This is a genomic window from Streptomyces albicerus, from assembly GCF_008905045.1.
Lineage (GTDB): Bacteria > Actinomycetota > Actinomycetes > Streptomycetales > Streptomycetaceae > Streptomyces > Streptomyces albicerus.
The window spans coordinates 88,549-109,253 of the sequence record NZ_VWMY01000007.1 but is presented as its reverse complement, the minus strand read 5'-3'; the positions used below and the strand labels follow the sequence as shown (position 1 = coordinate 109,253).

20 protein-coding genes and 1 pseudogene are annotated in these 20,705 nt (G+C 69.0%); 2 read left to right on the top strand and 19 right to left on the bottom strand.

The features are described from left to right. Positions 1 to 34: 34 nt before the first annotated feature. From GAS53_RS07785 to GAS53_RS07730, 12 genes are all read right to left on the bottom strand, one after another. Positions 35 to 2,896 carry a DEAD/DEAH box helicase gene (locus GAS53_RS07785; RefSeq protein WP_151476716.1) on the bottom strand — a complete coding sequence of 954 codons (2,862 nt, stop codon included), beginning with the start codon at positions 2,894 to 2,896 and terminating at the stop codon, positions 35 to 37. A gap of 73 nt (positions 2,897 to 2,969) precedes the next feature. After that, positions 2,970 to 3,860 (bottom strand): diacylglycerol kinase, encoded by an 891-nt coding sequence (locus GAS53_RS07780; RefSeq protein WP_151476715.1) that lies wholly within the window; start codon positions 3,858 to 3,860, stop codon positions 2,970 to 2,972. Between the two features lie 31 nt (positions 3,861 to 3,891). Further along, a complete protein-coding gene (tatC, locus tag GAS53_RS07775; RefSeq protein ID WP_151476714.1) occupies positions 3,892 to 4,851 on the bottom strand; it encodes a twin-arginine translocase subunit TatC in 960 nt (319 codons plus the stop codon). A gap of 47 nt (positions 4,852 to 4,898) precedes the next feature. Further along, a complete protein-coding gene (gene tatA / locus GAS53_RS07770) occupies positions 4,899 to 5,189 on the bottom strand; it encodes a Sec-independent protein translocase subunit TatA (RefSeq protein ID WP_151476713.1) in 291 nt (96 codons plus the stop codon). A 237-nt stretch (positions 5,190 to 5,426) separates the two neighbouring features. Continuing rightward, the gene (locus GAS53_RS07765) at positions 5,427 to 5,621 is read right to left on the bottom strand and encodes a hypothetical protein (RefSeq protein WP_151476712.1); all 195 of its coding nucleotides are present in this window, start codon (positions 5,619 to 5,621) and stop codon (positions 5,427 to 5,429) included. 9 nt (positions 5,622 to 5,630) lie between these two features. Then, positions 5,631 to 5,909 (bottom strand): hypothetical protein, encoded by a 279-nt coding sequence (locus tag GAS53_RS07760; protein ID WP_225858793.1) that lies wholly within the window; start codon positions 5,907 to 5,909, stop codon positions 5,631 to 5,633. Between the two features lie 11 nt (positions 5,910 to 5,920). Continuing rightward, complete coding sequence (locus GAS53_RS07755; RefSeq protein ID WP_151476710.1) at positions 5,921 to 7,030, bottom strand: helix-turn-helix transcriptional regulator; 1,110 nt, start codon at positions 7,028 to 7,030, stop codon at positions 5,921 to 5,923. Between the two features lie 16 nt (positions 7,031 to 7,046). Further along, positions 7,047 to 8,000 (bottom strand): helix-turn-helix transcriptional regulator, encoded by a 954-nt coding sequence (locus GAS53_RS07750; RefSeq protein ID WP_151476709.1) that lies wholly within the window; start codon positions 7,998 to 8,000, stop codon positions 7,047 to 7,049. A gap of 209 nt (positions 8,001 to 8,209) precedes the next feature. Further along, complete coding sequence (locus tag GAS53_RS07745; protein ID WP_151476708.1) at positions 8,210 to 8,584, bottom strand: FKBP-type peptidyl-prolyl cis-trans isomerase; 375 nt, start codon at positions 8,582 to 8,584, stop codon at positions 8,210 to 8,212. Positions 8,585 to 8,671: 87 nt separating this feature from the next. Further along, positions 8,672 to 9,679: an FKBP-type peptidyl-prolyl cis-trans isomerase gene (locus GAS53_RS07740; RefSeq protein WP_151476707.1), complete on the bottom strand. Its 1,008-nt coding sequence runs from the start codon at positions 9,677 to 9,679 to the stop codon at positions 8,672 to 8,674. Positions 9,680 to 9,819: 140 nt separating this feature from the next. After that, positions 9,820 to 11,181, bottom strand: coding sequence for a Pup--protein ligase (gene pafA / locus GAS53_RS07735; RefSeq protein ID WP_151476706.1), 1,362 nt, complete (start codon positions 11,179 to 11,181; stop codon positions 9,820 to 9,822). Between the two features lie 9 nt (positions 11,182 to 11,190). Then, a complete protein-coding gene (locus GAS53_RS07730; RefSeq protein WP_151476705.1) occupies positions 11,191 to 12,450 on the bottom strand; it encodes an MFS transporter in 1,260 nt (419 codons plus the stop codon). 138 nt (positions 12,451 to 12,588) lie between these two features. Between GAS53_RS07730 and GAS53_RS07725 the strand changes: the two genes are divergently transcribed. Next, a complete protein-coding gene (locus GAS53_RS07725; RefSeq protein WP_151476704.1) occupies positions 12,589 to 13,605 on the top strand; it encodes a LacI family DNA-binding transcriptional regulator in 1,017 nt (338 codons plus the stop codon). A gap of 141 nt (positions 13,606 to 13,746) precedes the next feature. Here the strand turns inward: GAS53_RS07725 and prcA are convergent, their stop codons facing one another. From prcA to arc, 6 genes and pseudogenes are all read right to left on the bottom strand, one after another. After that, positions 13,747 to 14,493 (bottom strand): proteasome subunit alpha, encoded by a 747-nt coding sequence (gene prcA, locus GAS53_RS07720; protein ID WP_151476703.1) that lies wholly within the window; start codon positions 14,491 to 14,493, stop codon positions 13,747 to 13,749. Between the two features lie 57 nt (positions 14,494 to 14,550). Further along, on the bottom strand, positions 14,551 to 15,366 hold the full coding sequence (gene prcB / locus GAS53_RS07715; protein WP_225858801.1) for a proteasome subunit beta: 816 nt from the start codon (positions 15,364 to 15,366) through the stop codon (positions 14,551 to 14,553). Next, positions 15,348 to 15,428 (bottom strand): annotated as a pseudogene (locus GAS53_RS56115) (endonuclease VII domain-containing protein); the annotation flags it as partial. The gene prcB and the pseudogene GAS53_RS56115, both read right to left, overlap by 19 nt. A gap of 115 nt (positions 15,429 to 15,543) precedes the next feature. After that, positions 15,544 to 15,762, bottom strand: a complete 219-nt coding sequence (locus GAS53_RS07705; RefSeq protein ID WP_010988079.1) for a ubiquitin-like protein Pup — start codon at positions 15,760 to 15,762, stop codon at positions 15,544 to 15,546. A 165-nt stretch (positions 15,763 to 15,927) separates the two neighbouring features. Then, positions 15,928 to 17,439, bottom strand: coding sequence for a depupylase/deamidase Dop (gene dop / locus GAS53_RS07700; protein WP_404829184.1), 1,512 nt, complete (start codon positions 17,437 to 17,439; stop codon positions 15,928 to 15,930). 234 nt (positions 17,440 to 17,673) lie between these two features. Beyond that, the gene (arc, locus tag GAS53_RS07695; RefSeq protein ID WP_151476701.1) at positions 17,674 to 19,440 is read right to left on the bottom strand and encodes a proteasome ATPase; all 1,767 of its coding nucleotides are present in this window, start codon (positions 19,438 to 19,440) and stop codon (positions 17,674 to 17,676) included. A gap of 253 nt (positions 19,441 to 19,693) precedes the next feature. Between arc and GAS53_RS07685 the strand changes: the two genes are divergently transcribed. Continuing rightward, positions 19,694 to 19,999 (top strand): ferredoxin, encoded by a 306-nt coding sequence (locus tag GAS53_RS07685; RefSeq protein ID WP_151476700.1) that lies wholly within the window; start codon positions 19,694 to 19,696, stop codon positions 19,997 to 19,999. A 68-nt stretch (positions 20,000 to 20,067) separates the two neighbouring features. On the opposite strand, the gene GAS53_RS07680 is transcribed toward GAS53_RS07685, so the two are convergent. Then, a complete protein-coding gene (locus tag GAS53_RS07680) occupies positions 20,068 to 20,643 on the bottom strand; it encodes a hypothetical protein (protein WP_151476699.1) in 576 nt (191 codons plus the stop codon). Positions 20,644 to 20,705: the final 62 nt, after the last annotated feature.

The window sequence follows — 20,705 nt, the reverse complement described above, 5'->3', positions numbered from 1 at the left end:
CGGCACCCGAGGAGGTCGGGCCCCGCTCAGCCGCTCACCCCACCGACGAGTACGCCACGACTCCACGCAGCAACTGATCGACCGCCTTACGCGCGTTCTTCGCCACCGTCGAGCTCGCCGCCCCGGAGATCGGCGCCGCCGCGGAGATCTGCCCCAGCACGTCGATGACCTGCTTGCACCAGCGCACGAAGTCACCGGCGGGCATCTCCGCCTCTCGCAGCACCTCGTCGAGGCCCTTGCCGGAGGCCCACTCGTACGCCGCCCAGGCGAAGCCCAGGTCGGGCTCGCGCTGGCCGACGCCCTCGGTCTGGGTGATGCGGAAGTCCTCCTCCAGGGCGTCGAGCCGGCCCCAGATGCGGACCATCTCACCGAGCGCAGCCTTCGCCTTGCCGGACGGCAGCTTCGGCGCCATCGCGTCGTCGCCGACCCTGGACTCGTACACCAACGCCGAGACGCACGCGGCCAGTTCGGCCGGCCCGAGGCCCTCCCAGACGCCGTCGCGCAGGCATTCGCTGGCGAGCAGGTCCATCTCTCCGTACAGCCGGGCGAGTCGCTTGCCGTGCTCGGTGACCTCGTCGCCGCGCAGATAGTCCATCTCGGTGAGGAGCGCGACGATGCGGTCGAAGGTGCGGGCGATGGTGTTCGTCCGGCCCTCGATGCGGCTCTCCAGCTGGGCCGTGTCGCGGCGCAGCCGGTGGTAGCGCTCGGCCCAACGGGCGTGGTCCTCACGGTCGTTGCACCCGTGGCAGGGGTGGGCCCGGATCGCCGTGCGCAGCCGCGCGATCTCACGGTCGTCGGCGGCCTCCGCGCGCCGCTTGCGGTGGCGCTCGGGCACGATGTGCCCGGCCTTGGTGCGCAGTGCCGAGGCCAGGTCGCGGCGCGACTGCGGCGAGCGCGCATTGAAGGACTTCGGGATGCGCATCCGGTCCAGGGCCTCGACGGGCACCGGGAAGTCGATCGACGCGAGCCGCTTGACCTGCCGCTCGGCGGTGAGCACGAGCGGGCGCGGCCCGTCGTGGTGCTCGAACCCGCGATGGCCGTTGGACCGCCCCGCGGGCAACCCCGGGTCGAGGACCAGCGCGAGCCCCGCGAACTTGCCGGTCGGGACATGGATGATGTCGCCCGGCTTGAGCTTCTCCAGCGCGACGGCCGCCTCGGCCCGCCGCTGCGACGCGCCCTGCTTGGCCAGCTCGGTCTCGCGGTCCTTGAGCTCGCGACGCAGTCGCGCGTACTCCTCGAAGTCGCCCAAGTGGCAGGTCATGGAGGCCTTGTAGCCCTCAAGACCCTCTTCGTTGCGCTGCACCTGGCGGGAGATCCCGACGACCGACTTGTCGGCCTGGAACTGTGCGAACGACGTCTCGAGCAGCTCACGCGAGCGGTGCCGCCCGAACTGCTCGACGAGGTTCACCGCCATGTTGTAGGACGGCTTGAAGCTGGAGCGCAGCGGGTATGTGCGCGTGCCGGCGAGTCCTGCGAGGTGGTCGGGGTCCATGGCACGCTGCCACAGCACCACGGCGTGGCCCTCGACATCGATGCCACGGCGGCCGGCCCGGCCGGTGAGCTGGGTGTACTCGCCGGGGGTGATGTCCGCGTGCTGCTCGCCGTTCCACTTGACGAGCTTCTCCAGCACCACCGAGCGGGCGGGCATGTTGATGCCGAGCGCGAGGGTCTCGGTGGCGAACACGGCCTTCACCAGGCCGCGTACGAAGAGCTCCTCGACGACCTCCTTGAACGTCGGCAGCATGCCCGCGTGGTGGGCCGCGATGCCGCGCTCGAGGCCTTCCAGCCACTCGTAGTAGCCGAGGACGTGGAGGTCCTCGTCCGGGATGGAAGCGGTGCGCTCCTCGACGAGGGAGCGGACCTCCTCCCGCGCCTCCTCGTCGTTCAGCCGCAGTCCCGCGTACAGACACTGCTGGACGGCGGCCTCGCAGGCGGCGCGGCTGAAGATGAACGTGATGGCAGGCAGCAGCCCTTCGGCGTCGAGCCGCTCGATGACCTCGGGCCGGCCCGGCGTCCACACCCTGGACCGCTGCCGCCGCTCGCGCTCGCGGTCGGCCTCGCGCATGGCGCGGCCCCGTCTGCGGTCCTGGTACGACGGACGGCTGGCCTCCATGCGTGCCAGGCGCGTGAGGTCGGGGTTGACGGCCTTCTTGTGGCCCTCGCCCTCCTCGAAGAGGTCGTACATCCGGCGCCCGGCGAGCACGTGCTGGAACAGCGGCACGGGCCGGTGCTCGGAGACGATCACCTCGGTGTCGCCGCGCACGGTGTCCAGCCAGTCGCCGAACTCCTCCGCGTTCGACACCGTCGCCGAGAGCGACACCAGCGTCACCGACTCGGGGAGGTGGATGATCACTTCCTCCCAGACGGCGCCACGGAAGCGGTCCGAGAGGTAGTGCACCTCGTCCATGACGACATGGCCGAGGCCGAGGAGGGTCTGCGAGCCCGCATACAGCATGTTCCGCAGCACCTCGGTGGTCATCACGACCACCGGCGCCTCGGAGTTGACGCTGTTGTCGCCGGTGAGCAGGCCGACCTTGTCCGCTCCGTAACGGCGGCACAGGTCGGCGTACTTCTGGTTCGACAGCGCCTTGATGGGTGTCGTGTAGAAGCACTTCTTGCCCTGCTGGAGGGCGAGGTGGACGGCGAACTCGCCGACGATCGTCTTGCCCGAGCCGGTGGGCGCGGCCACCAGCACCCCCTTGCCCGCCTCGAGCGCCTGGCAGGCCTCGATCTGGAAGGGGTCGAGGCCGAAGTCGTACATCTCGCGAAAACCCGCGAGCGCGGTGGCCTGCTCGACAGCCCGCTTACGTGCTGCCGCGTACCGCTCGGCCGGTGAGAGATCCTCTGTCATCGTGCTTTCGAGACTACCGGCCACCACTGACAACAGGACGATCATTATCCGATCGGACCCTGTGAATCCGGAGTCCGCCCAGCTCAGTGACGCGCGAACGGGGATCAGACAGACCAGCTCAGGGCCCCGCGACCCGCACCGCGCCCGGTATGCATTCCGCGGTCAGCGGCAGCGGTCCGAGCGGCTCCCCGTCCGCGTACCCGGTGATCCCCTCCGCGGCCAGTCCGATCTTCGAGACCCGGTGCACGGTGATCTTGGGATGGCCGAGATGGGTGCCCTTGTAGACCTTCGGGAACACCCTGAGCAGCGACCTGCGGCTGCAGTCGCCGACCACGGTGACGTCGAATAGCCCGTCCGTGAGATCCGCGTCCGCGCAGATCTTCATGCCGCCGCCGTACGAGGACCCGTTGCCGACGGCCACGAGCGTCGCCTCGATCTCCCGGACCTCGCCGTCGTCCAGGGTGATCCGGTACGGGAAGGGCCTGAAGGCGGCGAGTTCGGCGAGCATCGCGAGGTCGTACTTGAAGCGGCCGCTGGGCCAACGCATCCGGTTGCCGCGGTCGTTGACCCGCGAGTCGAAGCCGGAGGCGAGGACCGTGCCGAACCAGGTGCCGTCGACGCGCCCCAGGTCGATGTCGCGCAGCCGGTCCCCCTTGAGCGCCTCGGCGACCACCCGTCCCGCGGCCGCCGGGTCGCGCACGGGCAGCCCCAGGGCCCGCGCGAAGTCGTTCCCCGTGCCGACGGCCACCAGGCCCAGCGGCGTACGCGTGGCGGCGACGGCCTGCAGCGCGAGGTTCGCCATGCCGTCCCCGCCGACGGCCACCAGGGCGCCGGTGCCGCCCTCGACGGCGGCACGCGCGCGTGTGAGGGCGTCCTCGGCGTTCTCCCCGAGGACCGTGCGTACGGAGAAGCCGGCCGCCCGCAAAGCAGCAGCGGCCGGCTGCGCCGCGCGGGCGCCCCGGCCGCGTCCCGCGGTGGGATTGACGAATAGGGTGATCTCGCTGGTCACGGCCCGGACCCTACAAGCTCGCCCGCCGACGTCACGTCACGTCGTCGTAACCGTTGATCCGTTCCCGCTCGGAGTCCGCCTGCGCCGGCAGCGCCGGGGTGGCCGACACCGACTCGATCTCGCCGATGTCCTCGGGCGAGAGGTCGAGCTCGGAGGCCTCGTCGTCGTCCGGTCCCTCGGCCTCACGACGGGCCCTGCGGCGGTCGTTCAGCAGCGAGAAGGCGGTGGCCACGAAGTACAGGATCCAGATGGGGGCGGCGAGCGCCAGCATCGTCAGCGGGTCCGTGCTGGGCGTGGCGATCGCGGCGAACAGCGTGATGCCCATGATCATGCCGCGCCACCAGCCGGCCATGCGCTTACCGGAGATCGCCCCGGTCATGTTGAGCATCACCAGGAGCAGCGGCAGCTCGAAGGAGAGGCCGAAGACGAGCACCATGCGCGTGACGAGGTCGAGCAGATCGTCCAGCGGCAGCAGGTTGTCGACGCCGAACGGCGTGAACTCGATCAGGACCTTCGCGGTCGTGGGGAGCACCTTGTACGCGAAGAAGGCGCCACCGAGGAAGAGCGGGACACCCGACGCGACGAACGCGTAGGCGTACTTCTTCTCGCTCTTGTGCAGACCGGGCGCGACGAAGGCCCAGAGCTGGTAGAGCCAGATCGGCGAGGCGAGGACGACGCCCGCCATGAGGGACACCTTCAGCGCGAGGGTGAAGGGCGTGATCAGGCCGTTGATGGTGATGCGCGCGCAGGGGTTGCTGTTGTCGGGCGCCTTCGCGAGCTGCTCGAAGGACTCCGAACAGCCGACCTCTTTGAGGATCGGCTCGGTGAAGAAGTTGATGATGTCGTTGTAGAAGAAGGCGGCGACGACCGTGACGAGGACGATGGCCAGCATCGCCTTCGCGAGCCGGTTGCGGAGCTCACGAAGGTGCTCCGCGAGGGGCATCCGCCCCTCCGGATCCTTCTCTTCCTTCTTGCGGGCAGACTTGAGCAACCCACGTTCCCATCTCGTGCAGCGGGCCGGACGTCACCGGCCCTGCGTCAGCGCTTGGTCGTGTCCGTCGGCTCGCTCACCGGTCGCGAGCTGGTCACGTCACCGGGCGCGGCCTGGATGGTGCGCTGGACGGGGGGCTGCTGGTCGTCGTGCGGCGGAGCGGCCGGGGTGGCGCTGTCGTCCTTGCCCTCGGTCTTCATCGCCTTGGCCTCGCTCTTGAGGATGCGGGCGGACTTGCCCAGCGAGCGGGCCATGTCCGGAAGCTTCTTCGCGCCGAACAGCAGGATGATGACGACGAGGATGAGAATGATCTCGGGAGCGCCGAGCCTTCCGAACATAAGCTTTTACCTTCTCACCGAGGCGGCGTGGTTGGGTTGCTGCCCGACCGGTCGGACGTCTGTCCGAGAGTCGTGCTGGCAGCGATCGTAACGCTCAGGGGTAAACGCGGGGCAATCCCTGTGCGTACTCCCAGTTTGCGGCCCGCGCCTCGCTCTCCGGGCCGCGACCAGCAGAGTACCTGCCGATCCCACGAAGTTGACAGGTCAGAGTGACTCAAAGCGCACGAACAGAAAGGCTCAGAGGGTCTCCGCGGCGCGGGCCGCGCCCACGGAGGCCCGCTCCAGATCCTCGGCCGCGCGGCTGATCCGGCGTGCGGATTCGGTGACCTGCCTGCCCAGACGCTCCGCCTCCAGGAAGACACGGACGGCGAGCACGCCGAGGACGGCGATTCCCAGGAAACCCACAGCGATCGCGAGCATCGGCCAAAACATGTGCTGAGCCTAGACCGTGGAGTGCAGCCGCAGGGTCCGCACCCCGCCTCCGGTGAGGAGTTCGACGATGCGCTCCCCGGCCGGCTTGCGGACCGCCACGCCGCACTCGGGGCAGGTGAAGGAGTAGAAAGTGGTCCGATCTGTGGCGCCGATGGCCAGGCGCAGGGCGCTCGCGGAGAGTTCGAAACCGGCGCGGCAGTCGGGGCATGCGGCCTTGAACACCACGGGATCCACCCTCGTCATCCCCGAGAATGCGGATGCTGCGGACATTTCACTCGTACCAGACATAGACGACCCGCTCAAAGCCCTTGCTCCTGCCTGCCGTACAGCCCGTTCTGAACTCCGTGCGGCCCGTCGTCCGGGCGCTGTGCTCCCCCGCCACCGCCGAGAGGCGCACCGGGGACGCCGTGCGGCGGGTCCTCCTCGTCGTACGCGCCCGACGGTGCGTCGTACGCCGCGAGGGCCTCACGGGCCGCCTGCCGGGCGCTGTCCGCGACCTCCCGCGGCGAGACGATCCGGCCGTCCCGCCCGAGCCGCAGCGCGAGGCGGCGCAGCGACGCGGGGTCGGGGGCGCGCAGGGTGATGCGCAGCCCGCCGTCCGGCAGTTCCTCGGCGCTGTCGTGGGGGTAGTACTCGGCGACCCAGCGCCCGCCGGGGCCGACCTCCACCACGACCTCGGGGTCCTCGGCGGCGGGCTGCACCAGCCCTTCGGAGAGGTCCCGCAGCTCGATCTCGGGCGGCGCGGACGGCTCGTCGAGGATCTTGATCTCGGCGACCCGGTCGAGCCGGAAGGTGCGGCGCGCCTCGGAGCGGCGGCACCACGCCTCCACGTAGGTGTGCCCGACGCTGACCAGGCGGATCGGATCGATCTCGCGCTCGCTGAGCTCGTCCCGCGAGGGCGAGTAGTAGCGGATCCACAGCCGGCGCCGCTCGGAGATCGCCCGGTCGACGTCCGCGAAGACCCCGCCCTCGGATTCGAAGGTGACCGACAGCCGGGCACTGGCACCCGCCGCCTCGCCCGAAGCGGCCTCCACCTTCGCGGTGGCGCGCAGCAGCGCCTGCCGGTCGCCCTCACGCAGGCCCGGCAGAGTGGACACGGCCCGCGCGGCCACCAGCAGCGCGGTCGCCTCGTCGGCGGCGATCCGCAGCGGCTCCGCGACGTCCTCCGGGTTGTGCCACCAGATCCGGTCGCCGTCCGTGTCGATGTCGAGCAGATCGCCACCGCGGAAGCTGGTCCCGCACAGCGGCAGCACGTCGAGGTCGGAGATCAGCTCGTCCTCGGTGATCCCGAAAGCCCGGGCCACGTCCTCGACGCGCGCGCCGGGGCGCTCCCGCAGATACGTCACCAGGGAGAGCATCCGCCGGGTCTGGTCGATGGCGTTCGTGGGCTTGGCCGGTTTTCCTGCCACGTTCTTACGTTCCCCCTCAGCCCTTGGCCACAGCGCGCAGCCGGTCCACGACGTCGGCCCGCAGCTCGGCGGGCTCCAGGACCACCACGTCCGGCCCGAACTCGACGAGCCAGGCGTCCAGGCCGTGCCCGTACGGAATCTCCAACTCGTCCCAGCCGTCGCCGAGTTCCCGTACGGAGGCGGCCTTGGCGCGCAGCGGGTAGCCGGCCCCCGACCGCAGCCGGATCAGCGCGGAGCGGTCGGCGATGTCCCCCGCCCAGCTCGCGACGGTCTCACGCACGGTGACGACGTCGGGCACCTCGGCCGTGTACTTCCCGCCGCGCGTACGGACCTTGCCCGTGATCCGGGACAGCCGGAAGACCCGCTCCGCTCCCCTGTCACGGTCCCAGCCGGCCAGGTACCAGTGACCGCGCCAGCACTCCAGGGCCCATGGTTCGACATGGCGGGGCTCGGGGTGGGCGGCGGTCGCCTTGCGGTAGTCGAAGGAGACGGGGCGCCGGTCGCGGCAGGCGAGCATCAGCGGCTCGAAGGCGGCCTCGTGCACGGGGATGCGCGGCTCCAGGGCCCCATGGGCCTCGTACGGGTCGACGTCCTCGGGCATTCCGGCGGCGCGCAGCTTCTGCAGGGCGCCGCTCGCCGCGCCCGCGAGGCGGGCCTGCTGCCAGACCTTGGCGGCGAGGCCGAGGGCGGCGGCCTCCTCGGCGTCGAGGGTGATGGGCGGCAGACGGTTGCTGTCGCGGCGGGCCAGATAGCCGACCTCGCCGTCGAGGTTCTCCACCGTCTCGATGACCAGGCCGAGTTCGCGCAGATCGTCCTTGTCTCGCTCGAACATCCGGTTGAAGGAATCGTCCGAGCTGGCTTCCAGATAGGCCTCGATGGACTCGCGAAGCTCGCGCTTGCTGAGCGGCCGCCGCGTCCCGAGCAGACACAGCGCCAGGTTCATCAGCCGCTCTGCCTTGGCAATGGCCATCGATGCCCTTCCCTATGGTGCTTCCGACCGATGACCGTACCGCCCCGGGGTGTCGTGGCAAAAGCCGAGGGCCCATGCCCGGACAGGCATGGGCCCAAGTGATCGGGTCCGGTCGGACCGCGACCACACGACGTACGAAGATCGGACCGTGACCCGACCGTCATGCTGACCGGACCGCGGATCGCCCGCGGCCGACTGTCCGCGGAGACTCAGACCGCGACCAGGTCGCAGACGAAGATCAGTGTCTCGCCGGGGCCGATACGGCCGCCACCGGCGCCACGCTCGCCGTACGCGAGGTGGGAGGGGATGGTCAGCTGGCGGCGGCCGCCGACCTTCATGCCCTGTACGCCCTGGTCCCAGCCCGCGATGACCTGGCCGACGCCCAGCTGGAACTGGAGCGGCGTACCGCGGTTCCAGGACGCGTCGAACTCCTCGCCGGTGGAGAAGGCAACGCCGACGTAGTGGACGGAGACGGTGTCGCCCGCCTTGGCCACCGGTCCGTCGCCCTCCCAGATCTCCTTGATCTCGAGGTCCGCCGGGGGCTCGCCGCCCGGGAAGTCGATCTCGGGCTTCTCGATGCTCACGTCTCTCGCTCCTGCTTGTTTGCGGCACATGTTTGCGACGCCTGTGTACGACAAGGCAACGCTGACAGTCTTGCATCCCCGAAGGGGTTACATCTTCGCGAGGATGTCGACGGAGAAGACGAGCACCGAGTCCTTCTTGATGCCGCTGCCCTCCGGCGGGTTGTCGCCGTACCCGAGCTTCGGCGGAATGACGATCAGGACCCGGCTGCCGACCTTCTTGCCGGTCAGGCCCTGCGCCCAGCCCTTGACGACCTGCGCCAGCGGGAACGAGGTGAGCTGCCCGCGGCTGTACGAGGAGTCGAACTCCTTGCCGTCGGCCCACAGCACGCCCTTGTACTGCACGAGGAGGCTGTCGCTCGCGGCGACCTCGTCCCCGTCACCCTCCAGGATGTAGTTCGCGACGAGCTTCGTCGGCGCGGCCTTCTTCGGTACCTCGATGGAGGGGGCCTTGCCGTCGGTGTTGGTGCCGACCTTCGGCAGGTCGATGTTGTCCTGTGCGACGGACGTGCCCTTGGCCGAGCTCTTGCCGTTGAACGTCTTCTGGATGTCGACCACGAAGACCAGCGTGTCGGTGCCCTTGATGCCCGCCTGCGCGTTGCCCGACTTGCCGTAGCCCCAGGTCGGGGGGACCGCCATCTCGACGCGGCTGCCGGCCTTCTTGCCCGCGAGGGCGTAGCGCCAGCCGTCGATGATCTGGCCCTGGGCGAGCTGGATGAGGAGCGGCGCCTTGCGGTCGAAGGAGTTGTCGAAGACCTTCCCCGTGGACCAGACCTGGCCGAGGTAGTGGGCCTGGACGAAGTCGTTCTCCGCCACCGTCTGGCCGGTGCCCACGATGACCGTCTCGACGGCGAGGTCCTTCGAGGGATCGCCGCTGCCCTTGGCGACGGTCGGCTTCTCACCGAACTTCTCGCCGGCGGTGATGCCCGGCAGCGGTCCGGCGACGATCTTCGGCGGCGGGGCCGACGAGGGAGAACCCGAGGCCGAGGGGGACGGGCTGTCGCTGGACTGTGCCTTGTCCGACTTGTCGTCGTCACCGCATCCGGCGAGAGTGACCAGTCCAGCGGGTACGGCGAGAAGAAGTGAGCGTCGGCGCACGGTGGGGGCCTCGTATCGGTCGATCTTGGTTGATGGCGTGCGCGCAACTCTACGATGTGAGCGGGGCGCCGTACGGAAAACGTACGGCGCCCCGCGTTGCGTTCCTGAAATCCCAGGACGCATGCGTCACTTTCCGGCGGTCACATGCCGGCGATGAGCTTCTCCACCCGGTCGTCGACGGAACGGAACGGGTCCTTGCACAACACGGTGCGCTGTGCCTGGTCGTTGAGCTTCAGGTGGACCCAGTCGACGGTGAAATCGCGGCGCTGTTCCTGCGCGCGCCGGATGAAGTCGCCGCGCAGCCGGGCCCGAGTGGTCTGCGGCGGCACGGACTTGCCCTCGAAGATCTTCAAGTCGTTGCAGATCCGGGCGGCTTGGCCCCGCTTCTCCAGCAGGTAATAGAGACCCCGGCGACGGTGGATGTCGTGGTAGGCGAGGTCTATCTGCGCGACGCGCGGATGCGACATCGTCATGTTGTGCTTGGCGCGGTACCGCTCGATGAGCTTGTACTTCATCACCCAGTCGATTTCGGTGCCGATCCGGTCGAGGTCCTCGGACTCGATCGAGTCGAGCGTGCGCCCCCACAGCTCGAGGACCTGCTCGACGGTGCCGGTGCGGATGCCCCGGCGCTCGCAGAAGTCCACGGCCTTCTCGTAGTACTCGCGCTGCACCTCCAGGGCCGAGGCCTCGCGGCCGCTGGCCAGGCGCACCTTGCGGCGGCCGGTGATGTCGTGGCTGACCTCGCGGATCGCCCGGATCGGGTTCTCCAGGGTCAGGTCGCGCATCACCGTGCCCGCCTCGATCATGCGCAGCACCAGGTCGGTGGCGCCGACCTTGAGGAGCATGGTCGTCTCGGACATGTTCGAGTCGCCGACGATGACGTGCAGCCTGCGGTAGCGCTCGGCGTCCGCGTGCGGCTCGTCCCTGGTGTTGATGATCGGCCGGGAGCGGGTCGTCGCCGAGGAGACGCCCTCCCAGATGTGCTCGGCCCGCTGGCTGACGCAGTACACGGCGCCGCGCGGGGTCTGCAGCACCTTGCCGGCACCGCAGAGGAGCTGCCTCGTGACGAGGAACGGAATGAGGATGTCCGCGAGCCGGGAGAACTCCCCGTGGCGGGCCACCAGATAGTTCTCGTGGCAGCCGTAGGAGTTGCCCGCCGAGTCGGTGTTGTTCTTGAAGAGGTAGACGTCGCCCGCGATTCCTTCCTCGTGCAGGCGTCGTTCGGCGTCTACCAGGAGTCCTTCCAGAATGCGCTCGCCGGCCTTGTCGTGGGTGACGAGTTCCGTCACGTTGTCACATTCGGGAGTCGCGTATTCCGGATGTGATCCCACGTCGAGATAGAGGCGGGCGCCGTTTCGCAGAAAGACATTGCTGCTGCGGCCCCATGACACGACACGGCGGAAGAGGTACCGCGCCACCTCGTCGGGAGACAGTCGACGCTGTCCCCTGAACGTACACGTGACGCCGTACTCGTTCTCCAGCCCGAAAATGCGGCGGTCCATGACTGAACATTACGCCTGATGGCCTGTGCTGAAACGGGGTTCGGTGGCACCGTTTCGATCATTTTCCGAACTTCCCTCAACCACCGTGCCGCCGCCCGTAGCTGCGAGGACCCGCCCTGTGGCCAGCAGAACAAGCAGCGCGACGCCTCCTGCGGCGCCCGGTACGGCGAACCCCCAGACGGCTCCACCCCACTCGACGACCGGTCCCGCGAGGCCCGTTCCGACGGACGCTCCGACTGTGAACGTCGTCACAAACCAGGAGAACGCCTCGGTGACCGTGCCCCTCGGCGCGTGCCGGTCGATGATGATGAACGCGCAGGCGATACAGGGTGCGAGGAAGACCCCGGCGAGCGCCACCAGCGCCGTCATGGCGACCGCGCCCGGCATGAACAGCAGCGGCAGATAACAGACCGCCAAGAGGGCGACGAGCACCCGAAGTCGCCGTTCCGGCGGGCCGGCCCACTGCCGCGCCCCGTAGACCGTGCCGCCGACGAGCGCGCCGAGCCCCAGGGCCGCCATCAGCCAACCGTACGTGGCGTCGCCGCCGTGGTCGTCCGCGTACGAGACGCCCGCGACCGTGATGGAGCCGAGCGCGCTACCGACAAAAAGAAACGCGCCGAGCAGTGCGATGAGTCCCGGTGAACGCAGCGCACCGAGCCAGTGCGCCTCCCGCGGCGCCGAACGCCACGCGCGCGAGGGCCCCGAGAGGACCACGGAGAGCGCTCCCAGGACGCCGATGACGTTGAGGACGATCAGCGCGGCCTGCGCGGACCACAGGGACACGCACAGCGTCACGAGCAACGGCCCGACGGTGAACATGACTTCCTGCGCGACGGCGTCCATCGCGTACGCCGTGTGCACCTGGTCCTCCTTACGGAGGACAGAGGGCCACAGTGCCCGCAGACCGCCCTCCAGGGGCGGCGTGAAGAGCCCGGCGACGGCTATGAGGATGTACGCGAGCGGGAGCGGCTCCGTGCCGGTGAAGGCGAACACGGTCATACCGAGGGCCGAGACGAGTGCGGCGGGCAGTTGGACCCGCGGCTGCCCGTGGACGTCCACCAGGCGGCCGAGCAGCGGCTGTCCCACCGCGTTGGCCACGCCGTAGACCGCGGCGAGCGCGCCGGCGAGGCTGTAGGTGCCGCCCTCCGCGCGGATGAAGAGCACGATCGCGATCGCGGCCGTGGCGTTCGGCAGCCTGCCCACCAAGGTGCCGACCAGCAGCCGCGTGGCGTGCCTCGTCCGGAGTATCTCCAGGTAACCCGCGGCCATGCCCTGCCCCTCTCGGCTCCCCGGCGCCCGGTGCTTCTCGTCCCCGGCGCCGGAAACGGCGGAAGTTTTACGTATAACGTCGCTCGTCATACGTACCATGTGCGCTGTCCGCGAGTCCAGCAGAAAGACAGGTCGACGGTGGCAGCAGGCAGCCCCCGCCCCACGAGCCGTGACGTCGCCCAGGCCGCGGGAGTGTCCCAGGCGGCCGTCTCGCTGGTGCTCGGCGAGAAGTGGCGCGGGCGGGTCTCCGAGCGGACGGCGGAGCGCGTACGGGAGGCCGCGCGCGAGCTCGGCTACCGGCCGAACCTGGCCGCCCGCAACCTCCGCCTGGGCAGCACCCGCACCGTGCTGCTGGTGGTCCCCGCCCTGACGACCGAGTTCTTCGCCGGCGTCTACACGGGCGCGGCCCGGGTGGCGGCCGAGCACGGCTTCGGCGTGGTGCTCTACCCCTCCCCCGAGGGCATCGGCCCGGCCCGGGACCCCTTCGCCTCCGCGCAGGCCGCCCTGGACGGCGTCATCGCCTCCTCCATGGCCGCCGACGCCCTCACGGCGATCCGCGGCGACCAGCTGCCGCTGGTCATGCTGGACAGCGACCCGGCGGGCAGCACGGGCGCTGCGACCGTCAACCTCGACATCCGTGACGGTGTACGGCAGGTCGCGGAGCACCTGCTGGGCCTGGGCCACCGCCGTTTCCTGCACCTGGCGGCGGACATCGCGTCCTGGACCTTCGAGGTACGCGCCCGGGAACTCGCCGAGCGGCTGGCCGCGGTCCCCGGCACGGAGCTGCGCACGGTCTGTGCCCCGATCTCCATCGAGGGCGCCCTGACCGCCGCCGAGAGCGCCCTCGCCGCCCCGGGCCCCCGCCCCACCGCACTGGTCTGCGACGACGACAAACTGGCCGCCGGCGCCTACAAGGCGGCCCGCCGCCTGGGCCTCCGCGTCCCCGACGACCTCTCCATCACGGGCCTCGACGACCTGGCCCTCGCCACCGCCATCGACCCGGAGCTGACAACCGTCCGCCTGGACGCCGAACTCTTCGGCGAACGCGGCATGGAAGCCCTCCTGGCCGTCATGGAGGCCCGCGAACCCCCTCAGGGTGACATCCCAGTGGAACTGGTGGTACGAGGCTCCACAGCCCCACCAGGCGCCCCCTAGGGGCGCGGGGAACTGCGCGACCAGCCCAGGACAACCCGCACGCCACGAACCGGACCTCAGCCCCCCCCAGAACGCCGTGTGCCCCGGCCTACAGGAGGCCGGGGCACACAAAGGGCAGAGAGGTTGAAGAAGTCGAGGAGGTCACTCCTCGTCTTCGGGCTCCTCGGCTTCCGCGGCGGTGGACGCCCCACCCTCCTCCAGCAGACGATCAAGCTGTCGGCCGACGATCCGCTTGAACTTACGCGCCTGCGGACGCGTCCGGTCCAGCACAGCGACTTCCAGCCGCTCCGCGGGAATCTCCCGCTCGCTGCCGTTCGTATCGCGGGACAGCGCTTGGACGGCCAGCTTGAGCGCCTCGGCGAGCGACATGCCGTCCTGGTGGCGCTGGTCGAGATAGCTGCTGATCTGCTCGGCATTGCCGCCGACCGCGACCGAGCCGTGCTCGTCCACGATCGATCCGTCGTGCGGCAGGCGGTAGATCTGGTCGCCCTCGGGGGTCTCCCCGACCTCGGCGACGACCAGTTCGACCTCGTACGGCTTCTCGGCCGCGGACGAGAAGATCGTGCCGAGCGTCTGGGCGTAGACATTGGCGAGACCACGGGCGGTCACGTCGTCACGGTCGTAGGTGTAGCCCCGGAGGTCGGCGTAGCGGACGCCGCCGATCCGGAGGTTCTCGTATTCGTTGTATTTACCTGCGGCAGCGAAACCGATCCGGTCGTAGATCTCGCTGAACTTGTGCAGCGCACGGGACGGGTTCTCGCCGACGAACACGATGCCGTCGGCGAACTGCAGCACGACGAGGCTGCGGCCACGGGCGATGCCCTTGCGGGCATACTCCGCCCGGTCGGCCATGGCCTGCTGGGGTGAGACATAGAACGGCGTCGACACCGGCTATCCGTCCCTTTCTGTGGAAGTCACTGGATCACCTTGACAAGAGGGCCGCTGTCAGAGCAGTGCGGCCCGCGGGCCGTCGGGCTGCTCCAGGCGTCGCTCCAGGATCGAGCGGGCGATCTCGGAGGACTCCTCGTCGGTGATGCGGCGGAATCCCTCGTCGGTGATCACGGTGACGATCGGGTAGATCCGGCGGGCGACATCGGGACCGCCGGTCGCCGAGTCGTCGTCTGCCGCGTCGTACAGCGCCTGTACGACGAGCGTCGTGGCCTGCTCTTCGGTCAGGTCGTTGCTGTAGAGCTTCTTCATGGCCCCGCGGGCGAAGATCGAGCCGGAGCCCGTCGCCGCGAAGCCGTGCTCCTCGGAGCGGCCGCCCGTCACGTCGTACGAGAAGATGCGGCCCTTCTCGCGGTCCACGTCGTACCCCGCGAAGAGCGGGACCACGGCAAGGCCCTGCATGGCCATGCCGAGGTTGGACCGGATCATCGTGGACAGGCGGTTCGCCTTGCCCTCCAGGGAGAGCGTGGTGCCCTCCACCTTCTCGAAGTGCTCCAGCTCCAGCTGGAACAGCTTCACCATCTCGACGGCCAGACCCGCCGTGCCGGCGATGCCCACCGCCGAGTACTCGTCGGCCGGGAAGACTTTCTCGATGTCGCGCTGGGCGATCATGTTGCCCATGGTGGCTCGCCGGTCACCGGCCAGCACGACGCCGCCGGGGAACGTGGCGGCCACGATCGTGGTCCCGTGCGGTGCCTCGATGACGCCCTTGATGGGCGGCAGCTGCCGGTTACCCGGGAGAATGTCCGGCTGGTGCTCGGACAGGAAGTCCATGAACGAGGACGAGCCGGGCGTCAGGAAGGCAGCTGGCAGACGCCCGGTGCTACGAGGGTTGGCTTCCACGCGATTCCTTCCACGTAGGCTGCGGCCCGCCGGGGACGGCCGAGCCGATCATCAAATCTGTGCACGGACCATACCCGTACCTACGCCAGTCATCCGTCCCGGCGCCGACCCGCTGAAACAGGCCGGCTCCGGGGCGGACAACCGGGGCTACTCTCCGCCCTTTTGAACGAAGGAACGCACGAAGTCCTCGGCGTTCTCCTCGAGGACGTCGTCGATCTCGTCCAGTACGGAGTCGACGTCGTCCGACAGCTTCTCCTGGCGCTCCTTGAGGTCTTCGGATGCCTGCGCGTCCTGCGCCTGCTCCTCGACCTCCTCGGTGTTGCGCGTTGCCTTCTGCTGTCCGCCGCCGGTGTCCTTGGTCGCCATAACCCTCACCCCGCTCGGTTCGACGTTCTTGATCAGACCCTACAAGCAGGGTCCGACATCGGCCCCGCAGTTGCTACAACGTCCGGGGGCCACCTCGATGATTCCCGGACGCCGCCTCTTTCCACCTCGCCCGGCCGTTTCGGCCCGAAGGCCGCGGCGGCCCGGTCAGCCGCCCGACAGGACCCTGACCAGGTCCTCCGCCGTGCGGCAGCGGTCGAGGAGCTCCTTGACGTGATTACGCGTTCCGCGAAGCGGCTCCAGGGTTGGAACCCGCTGCAGCGAGTCCCGGCCCGGCAGATCGAAGATCACCGAGTCCCAGGAGGCCGCCGCGACGTCGTCCGCGTACTGCTCGAGGCAGCGCCCGCGGAAGTACGCGCGCGTGTCCTCCGGGGGCTTCGTCTCGGCCCGCTGCACATCTGTCTCGTCCAGCAGGCGCTTGATCCTGCCGCGCTCCACCAGGCGGTTGTAGAGGCCCTTCTCGGGGCGTACGTCGGCGTACTGGAGGTCGACCAGGTGCAGCCGGGCGGCGTCCCACTCGAGGCTGTCACGGCGCCTGTAGCCCTCCATGAGCTCCCGCTTGGCCACCCAGTCCAGCTCGCCCGCCAAACTCATCGGGTCGCTCTCCAGGCGCCCCAGGACGTCCTCCCAGCGGGTCAGCACGTCCTTGGTCTGCTCGTCCGCGTCCGCGCCGAACCGCTCCTCGACGTACTTGCGCGCCAGCTCGAAGTACTCCATCTGCAACTGGACAGCGGTGAGTGTCCGGCCGCTGCGGAGCGTGATCAGGCGCTTGAGGGTCGGGTCGTGCGAGACCTGGTGCAGCGTGCGCACCGGCTGGTCCACGGCGAGGTCCACGGCGATGAAGCCGTCCTCGATCATCGACAGGACGAGGGCGGTCGTGCCGAGCTTGAGGTAGGTCGAGATCTCCGAGAGGTTCGCGTCGCCGATGATCACGTGCAGGCGGCGGTACTTCTCGGCGTCCGCGTGCGGCTCGTCACGCGTGTTGATGATCGGGCGCTTCAGGGTGGTCTCGAGGCCCACCTCGACCTCGAAGTAGTCGGCGCGCTGGCTGAGCTGGAAGCCGTGCTCGTGCCCGTCCTGGCCGATACCGACGCGGCCCGCTCCGGTGACGACCTGGCGTGAGACGAAGAACGGCGTGAGGTGGCGCACGATGTCCGAGAAGGGGGTTTCCCGCTTCATCAGGTAGTTCTCGTGCGTGCCGTACGAGGCGCCCTTGTTGTCGGTGTTGTTCTTGTAGAGGTGGATCGGCTGGGCGCCGGGGAGCTGGGCCGCACGCTCGGCGGCCTCCGCCATGATGCGCTCGCCGGCCTTGTCCCACAGGACGGCGTCCCGCGGGTTGGTGACTTCGGGAGCGCTGTATTCCGGGTGTGCGTGATCGACGTAGAGGCGCGCGCCGTTGGTGAGGATGACGTTGGCCAGGCCGATGTCCTCGTCGGTGAGCTGGCTGGCGTCGGCGGCCTCGCGGGCGAGATCGAAGCCTCGCGCGTCCCGCAGCGGGTTCTCCTCCTCGAAGTCCCAGCGGGCCCGCCGGGCCCGGTGCATCGCCGCCGCGTAGGCGTTGACGATCTGGGACGAGGTGAGCATGGCATTGGCGTTGGGGTGGCCGGGGACGGAGATCCCGTACTCCGTCTCGATGCCCATTACTCGCCGTACGGTCATGCGGCCCTCCTTGCCCGGCGGCGCCCTCGGTCGGGGACGCCGCTCAAGTACCGCTGGCGCTCCGGTGCGTGTGCGGTGCCCGTCCCCGCACTGCGCGACTCGGCGGTACCGAAGAGCCTAGAACGCCTTTGCGCTGGTGGGGAGATCATTTGCGTCATTGCTCTGCTCCAGCTGTGCCCTGAAAAACAGTCGGCTGCGGGTACCCAGTAAGGGCACCCGCAGCCACCCTGTCTTTTACAGGTACTGACCGGTGTTCGCCACCGTGTCGATGGAGCGTCCGGTGTCCGCGCCCTGCTTTCCGGTGATGAGCGTCCGGATGTAAACGATCCGTTCGCCCTTCTTTCCGGAGATCCGGGCCCAGTCGTCCGGGTTAGTGGTGTTCGGCAGGTCCTCGTTCTCCTTGAACTCGTCCACGCAGGCCTGGAGCAGGTGGGAGACCCGCAGGCCCTTCTGGTTGTGTTCGAGGAAGTCCTTGATGGCCATCTTCTTGGCGCGGCCGACGATGTTCTCGATCATGGCGCCGGAGTTGAAGTCCTTGAAGTACAGGACTTCCTTGTCGCCGTTGGCGTACGTGACCTCGAGGAAGCGGTTCTCCTCGGACTCGGTGTACATGTGCTCCACGGCGGACTGGATCATGCTCTGGACCGTGGTCGACCTGCTGCCGCTGTGCTCGCCGAGGTCGTCGGCGTGCAGCGGGAGCCGCTCGGTGAGGTACTTCCCGAAGATGTCCTTCGCCGCCTCGGCGTCCGGACGCTCGATCTTGATCTTCACATCGAGACGGCCGGGGCGCAGGATCGCGGGGTCGATCATGTCCTCACGGTTCGAGGCACCGATCACCACCACGTTCTGCAGACCCTCTACGCCGTCGATCTCGGCGAGCAGCTGCGGGACGATGGTGTTCTCCACGTCCGAGCTGACGCCCGATCCACGGGTGCGGAAGAGGGACTCCATCTCGTCGAAGAAGACGATGACGGGTGTGCCCTCGCTGGCCTTCTCACGAGCGCGCTGGAAGACGAGGCGGATCTGCCGCTCGGTCTCACCGACGTACTTGTTGAGGAGCTCGGGGCCCTTGATGTTGAGGAAGAAGCTCTTGCCCGCCGCCGCTCCGGTCACCTCGGCGACCTTCTTGGCCAGCGAGTTGGCGACGGCCTTGGCGATGAGCGTCTTGCCGCATCCGGGAGGCCCGTACAGCAGCACGCCCTTGGGCGGCCGCAGTTCGTGCTCCTTGAAAAGGTCGGGGTAGAGGTACGGAAGCTCGACCGCGTCCCGGATCGCCTCGATCTGGCCGCTCAGACCACCGATCTGCTCGTAGCCGATGTCCGGGACCTCTTCGAGGACGAGTTCCTCGACCTCGCTCTTCGGTACGACCTCGTAGACATAGCCGGAACGGGGTTCGAGCAGCAGGGCGTCGCCGGGGCGGATGGTGATGTCCAGCAGCGGCTCGGCGAGCCGTACCACCCGTTCCTCGTCGGTGTGCCCCACCACAAGGGCGCGCTCGCCGTCCTCGAGGATCTCCTTGAGGGTGACGATGTCGCCGACGCTCTCGTACTCCATGGCCTCGACCACGTTGAGCGCTTCGTTGAGCATCACTTCCTGGCCGCGCCGGAGCTCTTCGAGCTCGACGCTGGGGCTGACGTTCACCCGGAGCTTGCGGCCCCCGGTGAAGATGTCGGCCGTGCCGTCCTCGTTCGCCATGAGGAAGACACCGAAGCCGGCCGGCGGCTGTGCGAGCCGGTCGACCTCCTCCTTGAGTGCCACGATCTGGTCGCGGGCCTCTCGGAGGGTGTTGGCGAGCCGCTCGTTCTGCGCGGACACGCCGGCCAGGTTGGTCTGCAGCTCGACGATCCGCTCTTCGAGAATCCTCGTGTGTCGCGGAGAGTCGGCGAGCTTGCGTCGCAGGACGGCGATCTCCTGCTCAAGGTAGGCAATCTGCCCGGCAGGGTCGTCGGACCCTCGTCCCGGGCGGATGCCGCGGTTCATGTCGTCGTCGTGGGCTGCCACGGTCCTCACCTCCTCCAAGGGGAGCTGGACGCTTCCAGACCCTACCTGGGTGGGTGTCGATTGAAACCCCTAGATCACAAAGACGGTCGGGGTGTGTCCGATCTTCACCCTTGCGCTCTCCCTCACGCCAGGGGAATACCCACCCAACATGATTGGGAAGCGGCCGAAGGTAGGGTCGAAGTGTTCAACACCCGTCGGAGCTGGCCCGATTCCCGAGTCTTCGGGCAGCTCGGCGAAGGAAACGGCAGGAGAAATGACCGTGCAGCAGGAGTCCGGAGTCGACAGCGAGGCGCTTGAGGTCTGGATCGACCAGGACCTGTGCACCGGCGACGGAATCTGCGCCCAGTACGCCCCCGAGGTCTTCGAGCTGGACATCGACGGGCTGGCCTATGTGAAGAGCTCGGACGACGAGCTGCTGCAGGCCCCGGGCGCCACAACACCCGTACCCCTGACGCTTCTGCGCGACGTCGCCGACTCCGCGAAGGAGTGCCCGGGCGACTGCATCCACGTACGTCGGGTTTCGGACAGGGTCGAGGTTTACGGTCCCGACGTTGAATGACCTAAGAGTGACTTGACGGGTACTCCGCGTTACGACCTGTCTGATTTCTCACACCTCGGTGTCTTTTCTCACACGCTCCGGGCTCCGGACGGTGTCGAGCGGACGAACGCGCCGTTCTTCCACTGCCACTTGGCGCGGTCGTTCACGTCGGGGCAGCAACTCGGCACGTCCGGCGAGGAGTAGCCGAGGAGCGTCGCGGTGACCGCGGCGTCGCGGAGGGTGAAGTCCTTGACGCTCAGGCGGTCCTTCGGGTCGACGAGGGTGGCGACGACGCGGGGTTTCGGGGCGCCCTCCGCCTGCGTGAGGACGTAGACGCCGCTGGGCGGGGTGCCGGAGCCTGCCTCGCAGCGGACCACGGCGACCGTTTCGGGACGGCCGTCACCGTCGAGGTCGCCGGAAGCCTGCTCCTGGACGACGGCCTTGGTGGGACCGCACTCGATCGGGAAGTCGACGCCTGCGGGGTCCGGGGGCGCCGTCACGGCCGGGGCGGCCTGCGCCTCGGGGCCGTGCTGGGCGGCGGTGGCCCGGTCGGGCTGCAGGAAGGCCGAGACCGCGACGACCCCGGCGAGGGCGGTGGCGGTGGCGACCCAGTGGATCGGGCGGGTGTGCGTGTGTGCCAGTTCCGGGACGGCGGATTGCTGCACTAGGAAGTGTCTCCCGTGAGGGCTGTGCCGGTGGGGGTGGCCAGCATGGTGCCACACGTCAC